General features: G+C 65.1%; 20 protein-coding genes. 9 read left to right on the top strand and 11 right to left on the bottom strand.

The genetic code is table 11. From position 1 onward, the window contains the following. Window positions 1-97 precede the first annotated feature (97 nt). The 3 genes from AC1D14_RS13945 to AC1D14_RS13935 are packed head-to-tail and all read left to right on the top strand — an operon-like array spanning window position 98 to window position 2,969. On the top strand, window positions 98-1,309 hold the full coding sequence (locus AC1D14_RS13945; RefSeq protein WP_230119493.1) for a thiolase family protein: 1,212 nt from the start codon (window positions 98-100) through the stop codon (window positions 1,307-1,309). Next, a complete protein-coding gene (locus AC1D14_RS13940; RefSeq protein ID WP_230119492.1) occupies window positions 1,309-2,097 on the top strand; it encodes an enoyl-CoA hydratase/isomerase family protein in 789 nt (262 codons plus the stop codon). Before AC1D14_RS13945 ends, AC1D14_RS13940 begins: the two co-directional genes overlap by 1 nt. Before the next feature lie 2 nt (window positions 2,098-2,099). Then, complete coding sequence (locus AC1D14_RS13935) at window positions 2,100-2,969, top strand: 3-hydroxyacyl-CoA dehydrogenase family protein (RefSeq protein WP_230119491.1); 870 nt, start codon at window positions 2,100-2,102, stop codon at window positions 2,967-2,969. Here the strand turns inward: AC1D14_RS13935 and AC1D14_RS13930 are convergent. Further along, the gene (locus tag AC1D14_RS13930; RefSeq protein WP_230119490.1) at window positions 2,966-3,400 is read right to left on the bottom strand and encodes a YybH family protein; all 435 of its coding nucleotides are present in this window, start codon (window positions 3,398-3,400) and stop codon (window positions 2,966-2,968) included. The two genes, AC1D14_RS13935 and AC1D14_RS13930, sit on opposite strands and share 4 nt — an antisense overlap. 186 nt (window positions 3,401-3,586) lie before the next feature. After that, window positions 3,587-3,928, bottom strand: a complete 342-nt coding sequence (locus tag AC1D14_RS13925) for a DUF5655 domain-containing protein (protein ID WP_230119489.1) — start codon at window positions 3,926-3,928, stop codon at window positions 3,587-3,589. A gap of 102 nt (window positions 3,929-4,030) precedes the next feature. Here AC1D14_RS13925 and AC1D14_RS13920 point away from each other — a divergent pair, with 102 nt between their 5' ends. Continuing rightward, on the top strand, window positions 4,031-4,639 hold the full coding sequence (locus AC1D14_RS13920) for a GNAT family N-acetyltransferase (protein ID WP_230119488.1): 609 nt from the start codon (window positions 4,031-4,033) through the stop codon (window positions 4,637-4,639). Between the two features lie 10 nt (window positions 4,640-4,649). Here AC1D14_RS13920 and AC1D14_RS13915 read toward each other — a convergent pair whose 3' ends face one another. Further along, window positions 4,650-5,444, bottom strand: coding sequence for an SGNH/GDSL hydrolase family protein (locus AC1D14_RS13915; protein WP_230119487.1), 795 nt, complete (start codon window positions 5,442-5,444; stop codon window positions 4,650-4,652). Between the two features lie 253 nt (window positions 5,445-5,697). Here AC1D14_RS13915 and AC1D14_RS13910 point away from each other — a divergent pair, with 253 nt between their 5' ends. Together AC1D14_RS13910 and AC1D14_RS13905 are read left to right on the top strand one after the other, a co-directional pair. Further along, window positions 5,698-6,411 (top strand): tyrosine-protein phosphatase, encoded by a 714-nt coding sequence (locus tag AC1D14_RS13910; protein ID WP_476968650.1) that lies wholly within the window; start codon window positions 5,698-5,700, stop codon window positions 6,409-6,411. Beyond that, window positions 6,408-8,600 carry a trypsin-like serine protease gene (locus tag AC1D14_RS13905; protein WP_230119485.1) on the top strand — a complete coding sequence of 731 codons (2,193 nt, stop codon included), beginning with the start codon at window positions 6,408-6,410 and terminating at the stop codon, window positions 8,598-8,600. Before AC1D14_RS13910 ends, AC1D14_RS13905 begins: the two co-directional genes overlap by 4 nt. A gap of 2 nt (window positions 8,601-8,602) precedes the next feature. Here AC1D14_RS13905 and AC1D14_RS13900 read toward each other — a convergent pair whose 3' ends face one another. The 4 genes from AC1D14_RS13900 to AC1D14_RS13885 form a co-directional block, all read right to left on the bottom strand. Further along, window positions 8,603-8,911 carry an antibiotic biosynthesis monooxygenase family protein gene (locus AC1D14_RS13900; RefSeq protein ID WP_230119484.1) on the bottom strand — a complete coding sequence of 103 codons (309 nt, stop codon included), beginning with the start codon at window positions 8,909-8,911 and terminating at the stop codon, window positions 8,603-8,605. Between the two features lie 109 nt (window positions 8,912-9,020). Continuing rightward, window positions 9,021-10,346 carry a right-handed parallel beta-helix repeat-containing protein gene (locus tag AC1D14_RS13895; RefSeq protein ID WP_230119483.1) on the bottom strand — a complete coding sequence of 442 codons (1,326 nt, stop codon included), beginning with the start codon at window positions 10,344-10,346 and terminating at the stop codon, window positions 9,021-9,023. 239 nt (window positions 10,347-10,585) lie between these two features. Continuing rightward, window positions 10,586-11,335 carry an ABC transporter permease gene (locus AC1D14_RS13890; protein ID WP_230119482.1) on the bottom strand — a complete coding sequence of 250 codons (750 nt, stop codon included), beginning with the start codon at window positions 11,333-11,335 and terminating at the stop codon, window positions 10,586-10,588. Between the two features lie 41 nt (window positions 11,336-11,376). Then, window positions 11,377-11,808, bottom strand: a complete 432-nt coding sequence (locus AC1D14_RS13885; RefSeq protein WP_230119481.1) for a PaaI family thioesterase — start codon at window positions 11,806-11,808, stop codon at window positions 11,377-11,379. Between the two features lie 184 nt (window positions 11,809-11,992). On the opposite strand from AC1D14_RS13885, the gene paaZ reads away from it, so the two are divergent. Together paaZ and AC1D14_RS13875 are read left to right on the top strand one after the other, a co-directional pair. Next, on the top strand, window positions 11,993-14,104 hold the full coding sequence (gene paaZ, locus AC1D14_RS13880; RefSeq protein WP_230119480.1) for a phenylacetic acid degradation bifunctional protein PaaZ: 2,112 nt from the start codon (window positions 11,993-11,995) through the stop codon (window positions 14,102-14,104). Between the two features lie 243 nt (window positions 14,105-14,347). Further along, on the top strand, window positions 14,348-14,755 hold the full coding sequence (locus AC1D14_RS13875) for a VOC family protein (protein ID WP_230119479.1): 408 nt from the start codon (window positions 14,348-14,350) through the stop codon (window positions 14,753-14,755). A gap of 129 nt (window positions 14,756-14,884) precedes the next feature. Here AC1D14_RS13875 and AC1D14_RS13870 read toward each other — a convergent pair whose 3' ends face one another. Both AC1D14_RS13870 and AC1D14_RS13865 read right to left on the bottom strand, forming a co-directional pair. Then, window positions 14,885-15,715, bottom strand: coding sequence for a DUF427 domain-containing protein (locus tag AC1D14_RS13870; RefSeq protein ID WP_230119478.1), 831 nt, complete (start codon window positions 15,713-15,715; stop codon window positions 14,885-14,887). Between the two features lie 57 nt (window positions 15,716-15,772). After that, a complete protein-coding gene (locus AC1D14_RS13865) occupies window positions 15,773-16,378 on the bottom strand; it encodes a TetR/AcrR family transcriptional regulator (protein ID WP_230119477.1) in 606 nt (201 codons plus the stop codon). Between the two features lie 312 nt (window positions 16,379-16,690). Here AC1D14_RS13865 and AC1D14_RS13860 point away from each other — a divergent pair, with 312 nt between their 5' ends. Then, window positions 16,691-18,880: a multicopper oxidase family protein gene (locus tag AC1D14_RS13860; protein ID WP_476968649.1), complete on the top strand. Its 2,190-nt coding sequence runs from the start codon at window positions 16,691-16,693 to the stop codon at window positions 18,878-18,880. A gap of 105 nt (window positions 18,881-18,985) precedes the next feature. On the opposite strand, the gene paaK is transcribed toward AC1D14_RS13860, so the two are convergent. Together paaK and AC1D14_RS13850 are read right to left on the bottom strand one after the other, a co-directional pair. Then, window positions 18,986-20,356, bottom strand: a complete 1,371-nt coding sequence (gene paaK / locus AC1D14_RS13855; RefSeq protein WP_230119475.1) for a phenylacetate--CoA ligase PaaK — start codon at window positions 20,354-20,356, stop codon at window positions 18,986-18,988. A gap of 2 nt (window positions 20,357-20,358) precedes the next feature. Beyond that, the gene (locus AC1D14_RS13850) at window positions 20,359-20,847 is read right to left on the bottom strand and encodes a hotdog fold thioesterase (protein WP_230119474.1); all 489 of its coding nucleotides are present in this window, start codon (window positions 20,845-20,847) and stop codon (window positions 20,359-20,361) included. Window positions 20,848-20,873: the final 26 nt, after the last annotated feature.

Genomic DNA, 20,873 nt, shown 5'->3' with positions numbered 1-20,873 from the left:
TTGGTTGACCCTCCGGGCCCGCCGTGTAATCTTTATAGAACGAACGGTCGGTAATTTATTCGTATCCGGCCTCACTCCCTGCGTAAAGGATGTTCTCATGGTCGAGGCTTTTCTGGTTGGCGGCGCCCGCACCCCGGTGGGGCGATACGGCGGTGCGCTTTCGGCCGTGCGTCCTGATGATCTGGCAGCGCTGGTGGTCCGCGAAGCCGTGGCCCGCGCCGGTGTGGACCCGGACGCCATCGACGAAGTCATTCTCGGGAACGCCAACGGAGCCGGTGAAGAGAACCGCAACGTTGCCCGCATGGCCACGATCCTGGCAGGACTTCCCCTCCACATCCCCGGCATCACGGTGAACCGGCTGTGCGCCTCCGGCCTCAGCGCCATCATCATGGCCAGCCAGATGATCAAGTCGGGCGCCGCGGACATCGTGGTGGCCGGCGGCGTCGAATCGATGAGCCGGGCGCCGTGGGTGCAGGAAAAGCCGCACACTGCGTTCGCGAAGCCCGGCGAAATCTTCGACACCTCCATCGGCTGGCGCTTCGTCAACCCCGCCTTCAAGAAGGGCGACCTGTCCCGGGACGGCAAGATGACCTTTTCGATGCCGGAAACGGCGGAGGAAGTGGGCCGCGTTGACGTCATCTCCCGCGAGGACGCCGATGCCTTCGCCGTCCGCTCGCACGAAAAGTCCCTGGCAGCCATCGCGGGCGGCCGGTTCAAGGACGAGATTGTTCCGGTCACGGTCAAGACCCGCAAGTCCGAGACGGTCGTGGACACCGACGAGGGTCCCCGTGCCGGCACCACCATGGACGTGCTCTCCGGTCTCCGGCCGGTCGTTCCGGGCGGATCGATTGTCACCGCCGGCAACTCGTCCACCCTCAATGACGGCGCCTCGGCCATCATCGTGGCCTCCGAGGCGGCCATCCAGAGGCTTGGACTGACCGCGCGGGCACGTATCATCGACGGCGCCTCTGCCGGTTGCGAGCCCGAAATCATGGGCATCGGCCCGGTCCCCGCCACCCAGAAAGTGCTCAAGCGGAGCGGTCTCAGCGTCGGCGACCTTGGCGCCGTCGAGCTTAACGAAGCGTTTGCCACCCAGTCGCTGGCGAGCATGCGGCGGCTTGGGCTGGACCCTGGCATCGTCAACAACGACGGCGGTGCCATCGCGCTGGGTCACCCGCTTGGGTCCAGCGGGTCAAGGATCGCCATCACCCTGCTGGGCCGGATGGAACGCGAGGATGCCCGGATCGGCCTGGCGACCATGTGCATCGGCGTCGGCCAGGGTACCGCGATGCTGCTGGAGCGGGTGTAATGGCGGCTCCGGACAGCGCGAACGGATCCTTAAGCACCGAAAAGTTCAGCACCCTCCTGGTCGAAGAGCGCGACGACCGCGTGGTGGTGCTGCTCAACCGCCCGGAGGTCCGCAATGCCATCGACCAGCAGATGGTGGATGAGCTCCACGTGGTCTGCACCGCACTCGAGCAGAACCCGCGGATCCTGATCATTGCCGGCGTCGAGGGCGTGTTTGCCTCCGGCGCGGACATCGCCCAACTGCGCGAGCGGCGGCGGGACGATGCCCTGCAGGGCATCAACTCAACGATTTTCGTCCGCATTGCCAAGCTGCCCATGCCCGTCATCGCGGCCCTGGACGGCTACTGCCTGGGCGGCGGTGCCGAGCTCGCCTACGCCGCCGACTTCCGGATCGGCACTCCGGGCGTCCGCATCGGCAACCCGGAAACCGGACTGGGAATCCTGGCGGCGGCCGGCGCCAGCTGGCGGCTGAAGGAGCTCGTGGGGGAGCCCGTAGCCAAGGAAATCCTGCTCGCGGGGCTGGTGCTGCGGGCCGAACAGGCCCTGGCGGTCAGCCTGATCACCGAGATCCACGAGGCGCCGTCGCTGATGGAGGGCGCCCACAGCCTGGCCGACCGCATCGCCCGGCAGGACCCGCTGGCCGTGCGGATCACCAAGTCCGTGTTCCACGCGCCGGCGGAAGCGCATCCGCTCGTGGACCAGCTGGCGCAGGGCATCCTTTTCGAGTCGCAGGCGAAGTTTGACCGCATGCAGGCGTTCCTCGACAAAAAAACAGAGAAGAAGAAATAGATATGAGCAACTCGACCTTGCCGGCAAACCTTCCCGCCACCGTCGGCGTCCTCGGCGGCGGCCGCATGGGGGCAGGCATCGCCCACGCGTTCCTGATCACCGGGGCCAACGTCCTGGTGGTTGAACGCGATGAGGAATCCGCCGAAGCCGCCCGGGAACGGGTGGAGTCGGCAGCCGCGAAGAGCATCGAACGCGGCGCCACGGACGGAAACCTGGACGAAATGGTGTCCCGGCTCTCGGTGACCCTGGACTACGACGACTTCGCGGACCGGCAGCTCGTCATCGAGGCCGTTCCGGAAGACTGGGACCTGAAGGTCACTTCCCTCCGGGGAATTGAAGAGCGGCTCGGCGAGGATGCCTACCTCGCCTCAAACACCTCCTCGCTGTCGGTCAACGGCCTTGCCCGTGAGCTGAAGCGCCCGCAGAACTTCCTGGGCCTGCACTTCTTCAACCCGGTGCCCGCGTCAACCCTGATCGAAGTGGTGCTGGGGACGGCGACATCTCCCGAGCTGGCGGCCGCAGCGAAGCGCTGGACCGAAGCGCTGGGCAAGACCGCCGTCGTCGTCAATGACGCCCCGGGGTTCGCGTCCTCGCGGCTGGGCGTGGCGATTGCGCTGGAGGCGATGCGCATGGTGGAGGAAGGTGTGGCCTCCGCGGAGGACATCGACGCCGCCATGGTGCTCGGCTACAAGCACCCCACCGGGCCGCTGAAGACCACAGACATCGTGGGTCTGGACGTGCGGCTGGGCATCGCCGAATACCTGCACTCGACGCTGGGGGAGCGGTTCGCGCCGCCGCAGATTTTGAAGGACAAGGTGGCCCGGGGCGAACTGGGCCGCAAGACCGGCAAGGGGTTCTTCGACTGGAGCTAAGGGCGCAGCGAAAACATGCCCTTGTCTGTCTCCGGATCGATGGGCAGCGAGGAATGCTCGTGGGCGATCTTCCAGACGCCGTTCTTCTTCGCCAGGTTCACGGTGATGCGGTTGGTCATGGCCCGCAGTCGCTCGCCGTCCGCCGAAACGCCGGCGAAGGTGACGGCCGCATGTCCGAAGGCGACGTCATCCCCGACGGCGGACTGCACGTCGTTGAACTCGACCTGCACACGCTCGTCGCCCAGCGAGCCGAACCAGCCTGCCGCCATCCCGCGCCACTGGTCGATGCCCTGGTATTGCCACTGCCCCCACGAATCAAAGACGTGGATGTCGTCGTCGTAGAGCGCGGTGAAGGCCTCGACATCCTTGGCATAGACAGCCGCGGCGTAGGCGTCCAAGGCGTGCGTTACCGGGGTGGGCTCGTTGGTCATGGCAGCTCCTCTAGGTCTGTCGGATGCGGGAATCCTACAGCCGGCTCCTCAAGGCGGACCGGGCTGCCGCCACTCACCAGGGGCGACCGGCCGGACGGGGTAGTGACTTGATAGGAACGTGCGGCTTGAAAGGTCCTGCATGACGGACGCCGACCCGGGCCACCATCCAGCGCCAAGTCTGCCGCCTCAGGCGGTGAGCGCATATCCTTCGCGGATCCAGGCCAGCACCTCGGCATCAATTTCTGAAGGGTCCTTCAGGATGACTTCGTTGTGCCACCGGTTGGCCGATACGCGCTCGGCGCGGTGCACACGATCGGATTCGAGCTGCCTCGCCAGGACGATGTTGACCAGAATGCCGCCCCGCCGGGGGTGGATGCCGAGAAAAGCACGCCCGTGTGTGACATGGAACGAGGACGCGTTCTCCTGTAGCTCACACCCATCCAAAGCAGAAATCTGATCGAGGAGGGCACCGTAAACACCAGACGAAATCGGGTCACCATCGATGCGTTCTCTTGCGGTACGAGCCATTCAGCCAGCATAAGGGTGAGGGTTGTCTCGCGCTGCTTGTGCCGCCAAACGATTTGAAGAATTGTCTATAGGAACATCATCGGGCGCCTCTAGGATGGTGCGGTGACCCCGATTCAACCCATCACCCTGACCGGCAAGGTCGTCGTCCTTGAGCCACTGGCGCACAGCCACCACGACGGACTGGTGGAAGCGGCCCGCGACGGCGAACTTTGGAAGCTCTGGTACACGAACGTCCCCGCCCCGGACCGGATGGCTGCAGAAATCGACCGCCGGCTGGCCCTCCAGGAATTGGGCTCCATGCTGCCCTTCGCCACGCGGCTGATAGACCCGACCACGGGCGGTCCGGGTCGGGTGATCGGCATGACCACTTACATGAACATCGACGCCGATACTCCCCGCGTTGAGATCGGCTCAACCTGGAATGCGGCCTCTTCGCACGGCAGCGGCAGCAACGCGGATTCCAAGCTGCTGCTCCTGCAACATGCCTTCGAAACGCTCGGCTGCCCCGCCGTCGAATTCCGCACACACTGGCTGAACCACCAGTCGCGGGAAGCGATCGCCCGGCTCGGAGCCAAGCAGGACGGTGTGCTCCGCAGCCACTCCCGGACCTCGGACGGCGTGCTCCGGGACACCGTGGTGTTCTCTATCCTGGAACACGAGTGGCCCATGGTCCGCAACGGCCTCGAGTACAGGCTGGCCAGGAAGCGGTAGGACGGCTGTGCTACGACTTTGAGTAGGCACCCTTAGCCAAGAGCGCCGCGTAGTATGCCTCGTAGCCCGAAGCATTCGGGTGGAAGTTGTCAGGAGCGAGCGGAGTCAGAGGGTCGTAGTTGATCCAAGCGGGGGTGCTGTTGGTGGCGTGTCCTGCGAAGGCGGTGGTTACGTCCACGTATTGCGTTTTAGTGTAGTCGGCTGCTGCGGCAATGGCGGTGTTGAGGCGATCGGTCAGCAGGTTGGCTGTGGCGGTAAAAGTATCGACAGGTTCGAACAAATGCGGGTAGCCCGTTAGGACAATTTTCGCGTTCGGTGCTGCGGCGTGGACGGCCTGCACGAGGCCAACCAGCCGGGCACTGACTGTCCCCAACATGTTCGAGGCAAATCCGAGGGCGGCCGCGCAGTTCGCACTTGATGGGGCTGGAAGGCAGGCGATCAGGACGGCAGTGCTGTTCAGGTCATTTGCGCCAGCCGTAATGGTCACAAGGGCCGTGTTTTTCTTGAGGCGTCCTAATTGCGTCGCGGCTACGTCTAACGTCGTTGCACCGCTGCACGCCGCATTGGTGACGAGGCGGACAGACTTCGCAACGTCGGCGTCCGCCGCGTAGCTGTTGTCGCTGCGAAAACACGAGTCAAGATAAGGCCCTGCCCCCTGCCCTGCGGCATAGGAGTCGCCAAGCGCCACATAGGCGATGGGCGGTGCCGCCTCCGCCGGTACTGCTGTGAAGCCCAGTGCCATCGCCATAGTGGCGAGCCCGGCCGCGAGAGCCGAGCGCCGCCGGATTGTCGTCCTCTTGCCCATTGGATGTCCCCTTTTCGTTGCAGATCCTGTGCCTTGAACTAATCGGTGGTGAAACGGCGTCGTTGCGGCACGCCATCAGACCCGGCATGGCCGGTGGAGGCAGCAGTGGCCGGGCGATGGCGCTCATCGCCTTAGAGTACGCCTGGTCGTGGGGCTATGGTCCTGTCGCGAGTACTCGATTTTGGCCGGCAGTGGCCGCGCCACTTGGATGCAGCCAGTGCAGCCGGCGCGGAAGATGTGGTTAGCTGTCTCCGTGAACGCGAGGGAACTGGCACCTGTGGGCTGGGACGGTGCCGTCAATGCTTGGCGCGTGGCCGGTTCGGTCTACCGGATGGGCCGCCGCGAGTGGGTCACGGCCGCCGGCTGGCAGGACGCACACAATGACGGCGTCCGCACCGTCATCGACCTCCGCAACCCCGCCGAACGGCAACCCCGGGACGCCGATCCCGACGTGGGCGGGGCGCTCGCCGCGTTCGACGTCATATTTGCCCCGACCGAGGACCCGGACAACCGCGAGTTCAAGRCTCTCTGCGTCCCCTACCTCAATGACCCCGCCTATTACGCCGCCAACGCCCGGCTGTTTCCGGACAAACTGGCCGCTGTGTTCAAGGCTGTGGCCGCATCCCCTGGCGGAGTCGTGATCCATTGCTCGGCAGGACGGGACCGCAGCGGCATGGTCGCAGCCATGCTTCAGGACCTCGCCGGCGCCCCTGACGGCGATATTGTCGCTGGCTACCAGGCGGCCATGCGCGGCATCAATGAGCGTCACCGCACACGGCTGACACCGCACCCCCACGAACGGTACCTGGACGAAGAAACCCTGGCGCCGCTCCTGCAAAGCCGCGGGGAAGGCGTCCTTGATTTCGTTCGGTCACTCAACACCCGGGAGTACCTCCTGCGGCATGGCGTTTCGGAGCCGGAGCTGGAAGCCATCCTGTCTGCCCTCGGCGCCAGGGTGGCCCTGTGACTTCCTCCGCATACGGCGCAGCAGGCCGGCGCGCACTGGCTCTGGCGGCGGCAGCAGCTGTCGCCCTCAGCGCCGCTCTCGGGTCCGTGCCGGCTTCCGCTGCCGAGGAAAGTCCGACGCCGGCAGTCACCGGCGGTGCCGCGTCGCCGTCGGTTGCCAGTAGACCGAGTGTCAGCAGCCCGAGTGTCAGTAAACCCAGTGTCGGCGCTACGGGTGTCAGCGCCTCCGGTATCAGCGACGAAGGCCTGGCGGAGGCAGTTGCGCGGGATCTCGGCATGACCCTGGCGGAGTTCAACGCTGCCGGTGCGCAGGGAAAACGCGCTGCCGATGCGCTGGCCACGCTCTGGAAGCTGCCCGGTTTCGTTGCGCTCAGCCTGCACGACGGCCATGTTCTGGTCGAAGGCACGGGCCCCGGGCTTCAAAAGAGCGTTGCGTCGCTCAACGCGGCCGGCCAGGCTGGCAGGAACGAATTCGTGCTCATCGCCCCGGGCGCAGCGTCCGCCGCTCGGGTCCCTGGGACGCCAGTGCAGACAACGCCAGCGCACGCAACGCCAGCCCCGGCGACACCAGCTGGGGCAACGCCAGCCCCGGAGACACCAGCAAAGGCTGCGCCAGCCCGAGCAACTCCGGCGCAGGGGCCTGCTCCGGAGAAGGATCTTCAGGCAACCAGCACCGAGCAGCTCTACCGGGCCTATTTGCACGACGTCGGCGCAGCAGGCCTGCAGGCTGTGGCCGCGGCCGGTGGCAAATTCATCATCCGCACGGGCGGCGTCAATTCCCCCGAGAAAGCGTCTCAAAGCGGACAACAGCCGGGGGGCGGCGTAATGCGGGGGGCCGCCGGCGAGACCGGCATGTCGCCGTCGGAATTCGTGGCACAGTACGCCAACGTGGTGCTGGAGAAGGGCGAGCCGATGGCCAGCGAAGAGGACTTCCTCGGCGGCCAAGGCTACCGAATCGACGGTGTGGTGGTCTGCTCTTCGGGGTTCAGCGCCTTTAGCCCTGGAGGAGAGCCGCTGGTGCTCACAGCTGGCCACTGCGCGGAGGACGGCACCGCCCGGCTTGCGGAGGTAACACTTCCGGCGGGCGAACCGGCCGGTGGCTCCGTCGCGGAGAGTGGGGTCACCGGGGAACTCGGGACCTTCGGATTCAGCCAGTTCGGCGGCCCGGGAAACGCCAGGATCAGCACCGACCCGGCTGGCGCCGTGGAACCGGGGTCCGACATCGCCGTCATTGAATCCATCCGTTCCGACCTCGACCTGCTGCCTGCCGCGACCACATGGGACGATCCCGCAGACCTCGGCGCCGGGGCCGTGCCGATTGTGGGCACCGCCGCCCCCTTCGTCGGACAGGCTGTCTGCCGCTCCGGCCGGACCGCGGGCTGGTCGTGCGGCACGGTGGACGAGGTGGGGATCTATGTCGTAGAGGGCGGCTCCGGCGAGCCGGACGACCTCCGATCCTTCCGTGGGTTCCTCTCCACATCCGTGCAATCAAGCGGAGGCGATTCCGGTGGTCCCTGGATCAGCGGAAACTATGCGGTGGGAACACACTCGGCCGGAAACTCAAGAACGTCGGCAGAAAACTTCGCTGTGGCTGCCACCCTGCAGGAATCGCTCAACGTGCTGCCGGGCGTCCAGCTGAGGCTGTTCCTCAACAAGCCGGCACTGGACGCACCCCTGCCGGCCGGGCCAATCGCCGCAGGGCAGCGCATCACGGGCAGGATCCCGGCAGCTCCGGCCGCCGCTGTACCGGCTGGCTCCAGTGTCCGAATTGTGCTGCCGGCCCACGAGCCGCTGGACGTCCCAGCAGACGCTGACGGCAACTGGTCGTTTACAGCGCCCGCCTCCGCTACGCAGTTTTCGGCGCAGACCATCAACGGCTTCAGCAGCTCCGGGACAAGCACCTTCAGTACGGTCGAGAAACCAGCCGCTTCAAACCCGGCCACGCCGTCCAAGCCTGCCGCGCCGGCACGCTCTGTCCGGGCCGCCGAACTGAAGCCGGCGCCCCAGCCATCCGTCGTGGCTGTGCTGCCTGACGGCATCACGTACATCCGGGATGCAACGGCGAGCACTACGGACAGGCTGGCCGACACCGGGGCGTCCGGCCTGCTTGCGGCAGGCGGCGTGGCAGGCGCTGCCCTGCTCCTCGGCGGATTGCTGCTTCTCGCAGTCCGGCGGCGCGGCAGGCGATAGGACTACTTCGCGGCCGTGCCGATCGTCGCTGCCTCGTCCAGTGTGTGAGGCTCGAAGTGTTCAACTATTTCGCGGATCGACTGGAGGCTTTCCGTGAATGCGGCCGATGCCCGCCACCGTTCAATCTGGTCCAGGGACTCCCACGGTCCCGTGCTGATGAATCGGTTGGGTACATCCCGGTCGTGCATCAGAATCCCCTTGGCTTCCGGGAAATCCGTCTGCGTTCGTGCGGCCATGTCCTGCCACGCCTTCACGAAATCGTCCTCATGGCCCGGTTTGATGAGCCAGATCCCCAAGGTATAAACCGACACGATCCACCACCTCCATGGCGCTAAGAGCAGTTACCTTGATTATCTTCCGGTGCTGCGGCAGGCGGAAGGGCTCACACCGGACCGGGGCACCTCCGGTGCCGGCTCCGACCTAGCAATTCGGCGAATCGTATTCGTAGGCGCCGGCGTCGGCCCTTCCGATTCCACCGCAGAGACCGCTCTGTGGCACCTGCACCCGGTCCAGGTCCAGCCCAAAAGGACTGCCGCCGACCCGGTCGACGGCCGGGCTGGCCGATGTCAGCCGGAGATCTTGGGGTGCGTTCGCGAAGAGGGCCGGGGCCGTCGTCGAAGTCTTGTCCAACACCACGTTGCTTGGCCCGTTGATGACGTTGGCCTGTTCGGTCCAGCCGGAGCCATCCAACCAAAGCGCGTTGCGGTTGGCCACCAGAATGTTGCCTCTGATGACCGTCGAGGACGGGCACGTGGCGTGGCACACTACTCCGCGGGAATGGCTGCCGTTCAGCCAGACCGTGTTGAATTCAAAGACAGTGTTGTTGGTCGGGCCGAAGGGTGATCCCGTTCCGCGGGCGATCAGGCCCGAGGCTTCGGCGCAGTCAGGGCCGCAGGAAGCGCGGACGAGGTTGTAACGGTAGGTGTTGCCGTCGGCAGTGCCCTTCGATCGTCCCAGTTCCGAGAACACATTGTTGTCGATCGCCTTGTTGTGGTGGATCAGGTTGCGGTTGCCGTTGTAGATCTCGAAGGCGCTACCGTCGCGGCCGAAGTCGGAGGAGGCGGCAGTGGAGCCGATCACGGTATTGCCGAAAAATTCGTTGTCGTCACCGTTGATGAGCACGCCGAAGGCGCCGGAATCGTCACTGCAGTCAACGGCCTGCGGCGTGCCGCACCGGGTTCCCGGGGTGTTGACGTTCATGACGTTGTTGTCGGCCAGGAAGTTGTTGGCATACATGCCGAAATCAGAGCCGGAACTCACCTTAATGCCAGCCGTGTTGTTGGAGGCTTCCGAACTTCTGACGATGTTGTTGTCGCCCGCGACGTTAAAGCCCGCGTAACCGCAGGATGTGGCGCGCAGCCCGTCTACTTCGATGAAGTTGCCGCTGAGCCGGAAACAGTTTCCCCCTTCGCCGCCGGTGACGGTCGGCAAACTCCCGCTTCCGTAGTTCTTCAGCGTGATGGCTGAGCCGGCAGTTCCGTTGCGGCTCACCTCCACGATGCCGATCCACACATCACCGCGGCGGAAGCTCACTGTGTCGCCGGGCTTGAGGTCGGCTTCGTTTACCTTGGACAACGATTGCCAGGGCGATCCACTCGATGTTCCCGGGTTGGTGTCGCTGCCGGCAGCACTGACGTAGTAATTGGTGGTCGCCGGCGCCAAGGCGGAAGTAGTCACACCCGCCAGCAAGCCGCCTGCCAGAACGGCAACTGCCAGGATTGCAGCCCTTGTGGATTTCTTGCTCATGCATCCGCCTGCGGTGGTGCGGAAACTACGGAACTCGGCTTAGCGCCGACGTCGGCCGCCGCCGGAAAGGGAACCGGACGGAGGCACCATTTTTAGACAGAACCACCTTTGGGTGGATGGCTGCCGCATGCCACTCATCCAGAGGAGCCAGCGTATAAAGCGTCCATGGCAAAGTCAACGCTTTCTCCTCCGCCACCCATGACCGCCAGACCGCCCCGAGCCAAATGTTGGCCGGGCGTTCAACGTAGTGCGCCGGGCCGCACACGGACCGGAGCAAGCATGTGCACCAGCATCACTGCGGTGATTGAGCCGGCGGCCATGATCGAAGCCAGCACCACAATCTGGAAACGCCCTGCCTCCAACGGTGAAAGCCCGCCGAAGATGGCTCCCACGAAGGCCCCGGGCAGTGTGACCAGGCCGGTTGTCTTCGTCTGGTCGATCGACGGTATGAGGGCCGAGGACGCCGCCCCGCGCGCCATGTCCCGGGTCGCCTGCCGGGGAGTGGCACCCAGCGCCAGCCAGGCTTCGACGAGGTCCCACTTGTCAATGACAGCCTCGTTGAACCGTCGGCCGGCCAATGCCGCAATCGTCATGGAGTTTCCGATGACGATGCCGCCGATTGCCAGGGCGTAGCGCCCTGTGAAACCGATGGATCCCGTGGCGAAGACGATGGCAAGCGCAACAATGATGCCGGCGGCCATCGACGAGCCAACCATTGCCAAGTGGGTCCAGCTCCAGCCGAGGCGGCGCGTGGCAGTCATGGCAGCGACAACGAACATGACGCCCAGCGCCACGGCAACCCAGGTGCCGCTGGCAATGACGGCTCCCAGGATCAGGCTGACCGCTGCCAGTTGCGCGGCTCCGCGAAGGATGGCGAGCGCGGGGGCGAAGCCGTGCGGCACCTTAAAGGCTTTGAGAACCCCGGCTGTCAACACCATGAGGAGCCCGACTGCCGCCAGGGTCGGAGTCAGGTTGGCAAGCTCAGTCACCTGATCAGCCTAGCGGCGGACGAATCACGGTCACATGGCGGCTACGACTTCCGGGCCAGCAGCAGGTTGGTGATCCGGAGCGTGCAGAGCCGCTGGCCGGCCTCGTTGGTAATCAGCACCTCATGGGTGGTGAGCGTCCCGCCCAGGTGGATCGGCGTCGCCGTGATGGTGATGAGGCCGCTGCGGGCTGACTTGTGGTGCGTGGCGGAGACGTCAACACCCACCGCCGTCTTGCCCAGCGTGCTGGCGTGGATCACCGCTGCCCAGGACCCCACGGCCTCGCCGACAGCCAGGGATGCGCCGCCGTGCAGTAGGCCGAACGACTGGCGGTTCCCCTCCACGGGCATCGTGGCTACCACGCGTTCCACGGATTCCTCGATGATTTTCACGCCCATCTTCTCGTCGAGTTCACCCAGGGTGATCTTCCACGTCTCGGCGGTCTGCACGTCTGCGTCGCGGTGCTCGGGCGTCATTTGCTCTCCTCAGAACGGTGGCCGGATCCTGCCGGGGCCCGGCTCGGCTGCAGCGCTTCTTAGTGTGCAGCGGGGCACATTCATGTACTGTAGACATATTACCGAACGGACGGTCAGTAATGCGCTGGCCGGATTGCCGGATTGCCCGGATTTGTTTGTTCCGCGTTGGAAGGACCCGTCAACGATGACCACAACCGCTACCGCTCCTGAGGCCACCCTGGACACAGTAGAGACCGTCCCCAGTTTTGTGCAGGACTCCTGGTGGACTCCCGACGCCGGTTCGGCAGCTTCCGCTGTCCCCGTGCGTGACGCCAGCACCGGGGAAATCCTAGCGAAGGTGAGCACGGACGGACTGGACTTGGCCTCCGTCGTGGATTACGGACGCACCACCGGCCAGACGGAACTCGGCAAGCTGACCTTCCACCAGCGGGCTCTCAAGCTCAAGGAGCTCGCGCAGTACCTGAATGCCCGCCGCGAGCACTTCTACACGTTCTCCGCGCAGACCGGCGCTACCAAGATCGACTCGATGATCGACATCGACGGCGGAATCGGCGTGCTGTTCACCTTCGGCTCCAAGGGCCGGCGCGAACTCCCCAACTCGCAGGTTGTGGTGGACGGACCCATGGAGGTGCTGTCCAAGGACGGCTCGTTCGCGGGGGAGCACATCTACACGCGGATTCCGGGCGTCGCCGTCCAGATCAACGCTTTCAACTTCCCTGTGTGGGGCATGCTGGAAAAGCTCGCCCCCGCGTTCATCGCCGGCGTACCCACCATCGTCAAGCCCGCCACCCCCACCGGCTACGTCGCCGCGGCCGTGGTGAAGGCGATCATCGAATCCAACATCCTGCCCAAGGGCTCGCTGCAGCTCATCTCAGGCTCGGTCCGCGGACTGCTGGACGTGTTGGACTACCGCGACCTCGTGGCCTTCACCGGCTCCGCATCCACCGCCCAGTCCCTGAAGTCACACCGGAACGTGGTCGAGGGCGGTGTCCGCTTCACCTCCGAGACCGACTCCCTCAACGCTGCCATCCTCGGCACCGACGCCGTCGAAGGAACCCCGGAGTTCGACGCCTTCGTCAAGTCCGTCGTCACCGAAATGACCGTCAAGGCCGGCCAGAAGTGCACCTCGATCCGCCGCGCCATCGTCCCGCAGGAGCTGGTGCCCGCCGTCATTTCCGCCATCGGCGCCCGTGTCGATCAGCGCGTCGTGCTCGGGGACCCGCGCGCCGAAGGTGTCACGATGGGCGCGCTCGCCTCGCTGGAGCAGCTCGGGGACGTCCGCGCCGCTGTGCAGTCCATGCTTGACGCCGGCGGTGAGCTTGCGTACGGAACTCTCGATTCGCCGTCGGTCACCAGCGCTGATGGTGCCACGGGCGTCGTCGACAGCGGTGCCTTCATGTCCCCGGTGGTGCTCAGCTGGGCCGATGCCGAGGCGGAACAGGTCCACTCGCTGGAGGCGTTCGGCCCGGTTGCGTCTGTGATCGGGTACAAGGACCTTCCCGACGCCGTCCGGCTCGCCGCCCGCGGCGGCGGCTCCCTCGTCGCCTCGGTCTGCACCAATGATCCGGCTGTGGCCCGGGAACTGGTCACTGGCATCGCGGCCCACCACGGCCGTGTGCTGATGCTGAACCGTGAGGACGCGCGCAGCTCCACGGGTCACGGCTCTCCCGTGCCGCATCTGGTGCACGGCGGGCCGGGCCGCGCCGGCGGTGGCGAGGAACTGGGCGGCATCCGCTCCGTGATGCACCACATGCAGCGCACCGCCATCCAAGGCTCGCCCAACATGCTGACCGCCGTGACGGGCGTCTGGCACACCGGAGCGGACCGCAACTTCACCGTTGAAACGGAGGGCACGCACCCTTTCCGCAAGTCGCTTGAAACCCTGCGGATCGGCGACGCCGTCCGCTCCGGGCTGCGCCACGTTTCGCTGGAGGACATCACGGCCTTCGCGAATTCCACGGGCGATACTTTCTACGCCCACACCAACCAGGAGGCCGCGGAAGCCAACCCGTTCTTCCCGGGCATCGTGGCGCACGGCTACCTGCTGCTGAGCTGGGCCGCGGGGCTGTTCGTGGAGCCCGCGCCGGGCCCGGTGCTGGCCAACTACGGCTTGGAGAACCTGCGCTTCATCACGCCCGTGGCCGCCGGGGACTCCATCCGCGTCACACTCACGGCCAAGAAGATCACGCCTCGCGAGACCGACGAATACGGCGAGGTGGCCTGGGACGCCGTCCTGACCAACCAGAACGACGAAATCGTGGCCACCTACGACGTCCTCACCCTCGTGGAGAAGTAGGCCGGTGGAGAAGTAGCGCCGGTTTTTCCCGGACGCTCTCTCACGTCGTGTCGGTTTTTCCCGGACGCTCTCTCACCCAAGTGAGAGAGCGTGGGCGTTGGGCTGCGGGAAGTGAGAGAGCGTCCGGTTTGGGCTGCGGGAAGTGAGAGAGCGTTTAGGCCGTCTGGAGCGGTTCCCGCCGGGTTTTCGTGAGATCTTTCGCGGGCAGCCGGGCGTAAAATGTCCTCCGTAGGAGGTGGCGAAATGACCCTAGTACTAAACACAGCCACAACCGTCCTGCCCGTCGATGACAGAGAGCGCGCCCGTCGTTTCTACGCGGAAACACTCGGACTCCCTCATCGCGGCTTGGCAGATGACGGAAGCGAATTGTTCGGCAGCGAAGGCGGCCCGATGCTGCAGCTGATGGAGGTCAGAGACGGCAAACACTCTGATCACACCACCTTGAGTTTCGAGGTTAGTGACATTGAACGGACCGTCCAGGACATGGAGTCCAAGGGCGTTCGGTTCCAGGACTATGACCTCCCGGATCTCAAGACCGAGAACCATATCTGTTCAACAGACGCCGAGAAGTGCGCCTGGTTCATGGACACCGAAAACAACATCCTCTGCGTTCACGAGAGGCTCGGCACCCAGGCTGAATACCAGCTCTGACCGTTCCCCCGCACCGTTCGCAGCTTTTCCGAACCCTTCCTCACCCAGTGAGGGAGGGTTCGGTTTTTGGGCGCAGGATGCGAGGGAGGGTTCGGTTTTTGGGCGCAGGAAGTGAGAGAGGGTTGGGGTTCAGGACCAGGGCGTGACGGGGTGCTCCTGCAGTTCGCCATCGACGGCAACATCCACGCGCTCGTTGAAGAAGCAGACCAGTCCGTGGATCTGGCTGGCGTCGATAAACCGTGAATCGTAGGCCCAGGCCACGTTCCGGCCGCGGTCCGACTCCGGGAAGCTCCAGTACTTCGCCTCACCCTTGTACGGGCAGACAGTCCTGTGCGAGCTAGCATCCAGCAGGTCCAGCCGGACGTCCGCTGGCGGGAGGTAGTAGCGGACCGGCAGCATGGTTTCATACAGCAGCTGGGCGCCGACCGTGTCGGCGAGTTTCACGCCGTCGAGCGATATTTCCACGCGCCGGAGCGTGGCCCGTATATCCACCCGGTGGAAGGGGTCGCGCGGGTGGCCGATAATTTCCTCTTGGTCCTCCAGCCAGTGGAATGCCGCAAAATCCAGCACCACGTAGCCGTCCAGGTCGGCATCGGACGGGCGGAAAGCGGCGCGGGGGAGTATGTACGCCGATGCTATGACGTCCAGCTCCTCACCCGGGGTGGTGTGCCGCCGGAACCCTGTCCGCGGATCCAGCCCTGTCTGCCCGCTGGATGACCAGGCAAACGGGTGTTCCTCGACGGTGCCGTCCTCCGATTCGGGGCGCCGGAGCCTGGCCAGGAGGTCCTTCTCCGGAACGGCATACACCGGGGTGACGCGCTTCGGCTCCCACACCAGGAGCGCGTCCTGGGTGTCGACGACGGGACTTCCGTCAATGCCCGCGCGGACCCTCTTGGTGGTGGGCTGGTAGCGCAACTCGGGAAAGACGGCGAAGAGGACTTCGGATACCTTGGTGGCCATGCCTTTAGCGTGGGCGCGGCGGCGAGCCGGCGTCAACGGCTATTTCGTTGCCCTGCGTCAGGCCTTGGCGTGGAGGCCGTCGAACACCATGGTGATGACGTCGTCGGCGAGCTTTTCCGGCGAAAGCGAGCCGCCCGGCTTGTACCATTCCACGATCGAGTTAATAGTGCCGAACAGCAGCCGGGTCACGGTGCGGGGATCGATGTCCTGGCGCAGCGATCCCTCGTCCCGGGCCGCGGAAATCAAGCCAGCCACTTTGTGGTCAAAGGCCCGCCGGCGTTCCATTGCGTTCCGCTCGATGTCCGTGTTGCCGCGCAGCCGGAGCAGCAGCGTGACGAACGGCAGGCGGTCCACCAGGACGGCAATGGTCTGGCGCAGCACGAACTCCAGGCGCGCATCGGCGGCGCCCGAAGTGGCCCCCGGTTCGTCCAGGATGGCCTCGAGGCCGCCGAGGGCGTGGTCCAGGGCGAGTTTCAGGAGATCGCCCTTGGACGGCACGTGGTGGTAGATTGCGGACTTTGAGATGCCCAGGTTCTCGGCGAGGATGCCCATGGACGTGGCATCGTAGCCGTGACGGTTGAAGACGTCGACGGCGATCAGCAGCACTGATTGCTGGTCGTATCCGGGGCGGCCGCGCTTTGTGGGTGCTGCTGTACTGGGCATACCGGCTATTTTCTCATGAACGTTCGGTAATCCAAGCACGGGCGAAAACAAAATGCGCTGGCCAACCCGCATGTTCGCGCGGGTCCCGAGTTCGGCCGATCGGCAGACCGCCAGATCGGAGGGTCTGCACCAAAAGAGCACCAGCTTTTCGCAAGGTTGCAAACCCACAGTTGTCGCCAGGGGAATCGCCGCAGAAAAGCTGATCCACAGAGGACAAGGAGGTCCTGGTGGTCAAGATTCGGTCTCGTAACCACACATGACGACCGGGGCGGCTGAGTTGGGTTGCGCCCCCACGCCAAGGAGGCGCAGACCATGTCTGAAGAATCTGCAAACACCCGCGGGCTCGCACGCCGCGCACTTCTCCGCTTAGGTGCCGCCGGAGGAGCCGGAGCGGCACTCGTGGCCGCACAGGCCTGGGCCAGTCCGCTGCTGGCCCGGAGGGGGCTGCTTTCGGCTGACGGCGCCTTCGCCGCCACGTCCACAGCGCTTGGTGACGTAATTTTCTACATCGAAAAGTTCCCCACGAGCCCGCTGATCATCTCGCCGTTCAGCGACCCGCTGCCGATCCCGAAGGCGCTGGCCCCGGTGCCGAAATCGGTGTTCAGCGCCTGGCGGAATCCGCCGGGACCGGGACCGGGCCAGCAGAACTCCTTGGGCAATGAGCAGCACCAGGTCTGGCCGAGCCAATTCGGCGAGCCGGACCCGATCGTCTACAAGATCGACGTGCTGGTTCGGACTCACGCGTTCACCACCTCCCAAGTCCTGCCGATTGACTCGGACGGCCGCCCGACGGTCTCGTTCGATTCATCCCGCAGGACCTTCCCCGCGGGCACGAAACGGACCTTGCCGCTCAGCACGATCTACAGCTTCAGCGGGACCTTCCCCGGGCCCATGATCAACGCGGAATACGGCAGGCCGGTCCTGGTCCGCTTCGAGAACCACCTTGATGAGAACCCGCTGAACCTGGACCGCCAGGACTTCGGTTCCCCGGACTTGTCCTTCCTGACCCACCTGCACAACGGCCACACGGCACCGGAAAGCGACGGCAACCCGCACTACTCGATGGTGTCCGGGCCGAGGCACCCAGGCTTCAGGCCGCAGATGTTCGTCGACAACCTGTATCTGAACTGGCCCGCCGGTGGAGATGACCGCGAGAAGCAGAGTTTCTTCTGGTTCCACGACCACCGCATGGACCACACAGGTTCAAATGTTTACAAGGGCATGGTGGGGCTGTACCCGATCTATGACCCGAAGAACGGCATGGACATGGGGGACGAGCGGAAGGGGCTGCGCCTACCGGGCGTCCGGAAGGACAACCCGGACGGATCCTTCGACGTGGACTACGACGTCCCGCTGGCCTTCTACGACTGCCGGCTCGACGACGGCGTGACCACCCACAAGGACATCCACGATGTGCAGGGCGAGTTCCCGGCCGCGAAGAACCCGGCGAAGCACCCGGAGTGGTGGGGCAAGACCTTCTACAAGCACTTCCCCAATCACGGGTTTGTCGGCGACATCTTCACCGTCAACGGCACGGCCAGCCCGGTGATGGAAGTGAAGCGGCGCAAGTACCGTTTCCGGTTCCTGGACGCCTCCATTGCACGGATCTACGAGTTCAAACTGATGAGCTCGACCAAGGGACCCAAGTCGTCGGCGTCGCTTGGCTACGAGGATGACGAGCTACAGGGCCAGTACCGGATCGAGGACGGCCAGCAGTGCATGCAGTTCACCCAGATTGCCTCGGACGGCGGACTCCTGCCGTTCCCGCTCAAGCGGGACTCATTTGAACTGTGGCCCGCCAAGCGCCGCGAGGTGATCGTTGATTTCACCAGGTACCAGGACGGCACGCCGACCACCAAGGGCGACGTCGTCTACCTGACCAACGTCATGAAGATGCCCAACGGGCGGATGTGGTCCAACTCGTCCCGGTTCTTCCCCGACCCGAAGTACAAAGTGCCGGTGCTCAAGTTCGTGATTGGCGATACCGCGCCGGATGACAGCCTGATCCCCACAGCGCTCCGTCCGCTTCCGCCGTTGCCGAGCAACTGGCAGAGCATGCTGGACAACCGGCTGATCTTCGAGGTGAAGCGCGGCAGCGCGGGCGGGGAGACCGAGTGGCTCATCAACGGCAAACCCTTCGACCCTGCAAGGGTGGCGACGAGCCTGAAGAACAGGGCGGGCCGTTCGCCCCTGGCCCAGCAAAAGAAGGGCAGCTTCAACCTTTGGGAGGTCCGCAATGGCGGCGGTGGCTGGGTGCACCCGTTCCACCTGCACATGGAGGAGCACCGGACCGTCATACGCAATGGCAAGGACGTGAGCCGCACAGTAGATCCAGGACATCCCGATGACGCCTCGAAGGAAGACCTGACAGCGCTTGACCCTGGCGAGTCGGTGATCATCTACCGGGGATTCCGGGACTTCGTGGGACCGTACGTGGCGCACTGCCACAACCTGGCGCACGAGGACCACGCCATGATGTTCGGCTGGGAGATCACACCCTGAGGGCCGCATGCCGCCGGCGGCAAGCCGCTCGGCCGGGGCGCGTCGAGCAGATGGGCCCCGGGTGCCGGGGACGGATATGCGTGGTAGCCGGGGCAGCCCGTAGGCTCACCCCTTCGGGCGCATGTCGTAAATCCGGCGCAGCTTGCCGTTCGAACGCTCCAGCGAACCCGGATCCACGACGGCCACCGTGCACGAAGAACCCACATGGATCTTGATCTGCTCGCGCAGGACGCGGGCCGCAGTCGTGCTTTGCTCCGTCGTGACGTTGTCGCGGCGCTCAATCTTCACGGTCAGCTGGTCCATGCGCTGGCCCTCGGGGCGCGTCAGTTCGAGCTGGAAGTGCGGGCTGAGCTCGGGGATGCGCAGGGCGATTTCCTCGATCTGGGACGGGAACAAGTTCACGCCGCGGAGGATGATCATGTCGTCGCTGCGGCCTGTGATGCGGCCCATCCGTCGGTGTCCCGGGCGGGCAGTGCCGGGGAGCAGGCGGGTGAGGTCCTTGGTGCGGTACCGGATGATCGGCAGCGCTTCCTTGGTGAGCGAGGTGAAGACGAGTTCGCCGTGCTCGCCGTCGCCAAGTACGTTCTCCTTGCCGGGCGCGGGGTTGAAGGGGTCGATGATTTCCGGACGGAAGTGGTCCTCCCAGATGTGGCTGCCGTCCTGCGTCTCCACGCATTCACCGGCCACGCCCGGGCCCATGACCTCCGAGAGCCCGTAGATGTCACAGGCCTTGATGTTCATGGCGACTTCCAGTTCGTGCCGCATCTCCTGGGTCCACGGTTCCGCACCGAGCACGGCATACTTCAGTGAGGTCGAGGTGGGGTCGATGCCCATGTGCGCCATGGCGTCCGCGATGGTGAGCAGATACGTGGGCGTGGCCAGGATGACATCCGGCTCAAAGTCCTGGATGAGCTGGATCTGGCGCTCGGTCTGCCCGCCGGACATCGGAATGACGGTGCAGCCGAGGGCTTCGGCGCCGGCATGCGCGCCGAGGCCGCCGGTGAACAGGCCGTAGCCGTAGGCATTGTGGACCTTCATGCCTGGCCGGACGCCGGAGGCGCGGAGGCAGCGGGCCACGAGCTTGGCCCAGTCGGCCAGGTCCTTCTTGGTGTAGCCGACGACGGTGGGCCGGCCGGTGGTGCCCGAGCTTGCGTGCACGCGGGCCACTTCGCTCTGCGGCACGGCGAACATGCCGAACGGGTACTCCTGGCGCAGGTCCTCCTTGGTGGTGAAGGGGAAGTTGCCGAGGTCTGACAGTTCACGGAGGTCCGTGGGGTGGATGCCGGCGTCGTCGAACTTGCGCTTGTACAGCGGCACGCGGTCGTAGGCGTACGCCACCGTGTGCTGCAGGCGGCCGAGCTGGAGCGCTTCGATCTGGTCCCGGGACATGGTCTCTTCGGGGTCGAGGACCGCGTCAGTTGCGGACACCGCGGCCGTGGAAGAAGCGGCGTTGGGTTCAGTGGCGTGGAGGGTCATGGTTAATTCCTCTTCTTGGGGATGGTGCGGCTGCGCCCGCGGAACTCGGCAATGAGCTCGCCCGGCAGTGGGGAGCCGGGATCGGCGGCGAAGATCTGGATGTCGTACAGCCCGCTGCGGCCCGCGATGGAGCGGCGGTCGGCGACGGCGGTGATCACCTGGCCTTGGAATGCCGGCTTGAGGAAATTGATATCGACGCCGGACGCAACAGTGATGCTGTCCGCTGCGGCGCCGACTGTGTTGGCGGATGTCCCAGCGGAGCTTGGGGCCGGGGTGGCAGGGTTGCAGGCGAGGGCAAAGGCGGAGTCCGCGAAGGCGAAGATCATTCCGCCGTGCGCCATGCCGAAGCCGTTGAGCATTTCCTGCCGGAGCGTCATGCGGATGGTTGCATGACCGTCGCCCAGGGCAAGGACCTCAATACCCATCCACTCAGAGGCGTAGTCGTTTTCAAGAACCGGGTGGGTTAGCCCGGAAATGGTTGTTCCAGCCATGCGTCATTGCCTCCAGCTTTATTTAC

The organism is Arthrobacter sp. P1_B11 (assembly GCF_056406715.1).
This window is presented reverse-complemented; position numbering and strand designations above follow the sequence as displayed.

Excerpts from the sequence above, each read along its gene's own strand:
- AC1D14_RS13945 (WP_230119493.1), top strand. The coding sequence starts at position 98 with ATGGTCGAGGCTTTTCTGGTTGGCGGCGCCCGCACCCCGGTGGGGCGA.
- AC1D14_RS13940 (WP_230119492.1), top strand. The coding sequence starts at position 1,309 with ATGGCGGCTCCGGACAGCGCGAACGGATCCTTAAGCACCGAAAAGTTC.
- AC1D14_RS13935 (WP_230119491.1), top strand. The coding sequence starts at position 2,100 with ATGAGCAACTCGACCTTGCCGGCAAACCTTCCCGCCACCGTCGGCGTC.
- AC1D14_RS13930 (WP_230119490.1), bottom strand. The coding sequence starts at position 3,400 with ATGACCAACGAGCCCACCCCGGTAACGCACGCCTTGGACGCCTACGCC.
- AC1D14_RS13925 (WP_230119489.1), bottom strand. The coding sequence starts at position 3,928 with ATGGCTCGTACCGCAAGAGAACGCATCGATGGTGACCCGATTTCGTCT.
- AC1D14_RS13915 (WP_230119487.1), bottom strand. The coding sequence starts at position 5,444 with ATGGGCAAGAGGACGACAATCCGGCGGCGCTCGGCTCTCGCGGCCGGG.
- AC1D14_RS13895 (WP_230119483.1), bottom strand. The coding sequence starts at position 10,346 with ATGAGCAAGAAATCCACAAGGGCTGCAATCCTGGCAGTTGCCGTTCTG.
- AC1D14_RS13885 (WP_230119481.1), bottom strand. The coding sequence starts at position 11,808 with ATGACGCCCGAGCACCGCGACGCAGACGTGCAGACCGCCGAGACGTGG.
- paaZ (WP_230119480.1), top strand. The coding sequence starts at position 11,993 with ATGACCACAACCGCTACCGCTCCTGAGGCCACCCTGGACACAGTAGAG.
- AC1D14_RS13875 (WP_230119479.1), top strand. The coding sequence starts at position 14,348 with ATGACCCTAGTACTAAACACAGCCACAACCGTCCTGCCCGTCGATGAC.
- AC1D14_RS13870 (WP_230119478.1), bottom strand. The coding sequence starts at position 15,715 with ATGGCCACCAAGGTATCCGAAGTCCTCTTCGCCGTCTTTCCCGAGTTG.
- AC1D14_RS13865 (WP_230119477.1), bottom strand. The coding sequence starts at position 16,378 with ATGCCCAGTACAGCAGCACCCACAAAGCGCGGCCGCCCCGGATACGAC.
- AC1D14_RS13860 (WP_476968649.1), top strand. The coding sequence starts at position 16,691 with ATGTCTGAAGAATCTGCAAACACCCGCGGGCTCGCACGCCGCGCACTT.
- paaK (WP_230119475.1), bottom strand. The coding sequence starts at position 20,356 with ATGACCCTCCACGCCACTGAACCCAACGCCGCTTCTTCCACGGCCGCG.
- AC1D14_RS13850 (WP_230119474.1), bottom strand. The coding sequence starts at position 20,847 with ATGGCTGGAACAACCATTTCCGGGCTAACCCACCCGGTTCTTGAAAAC.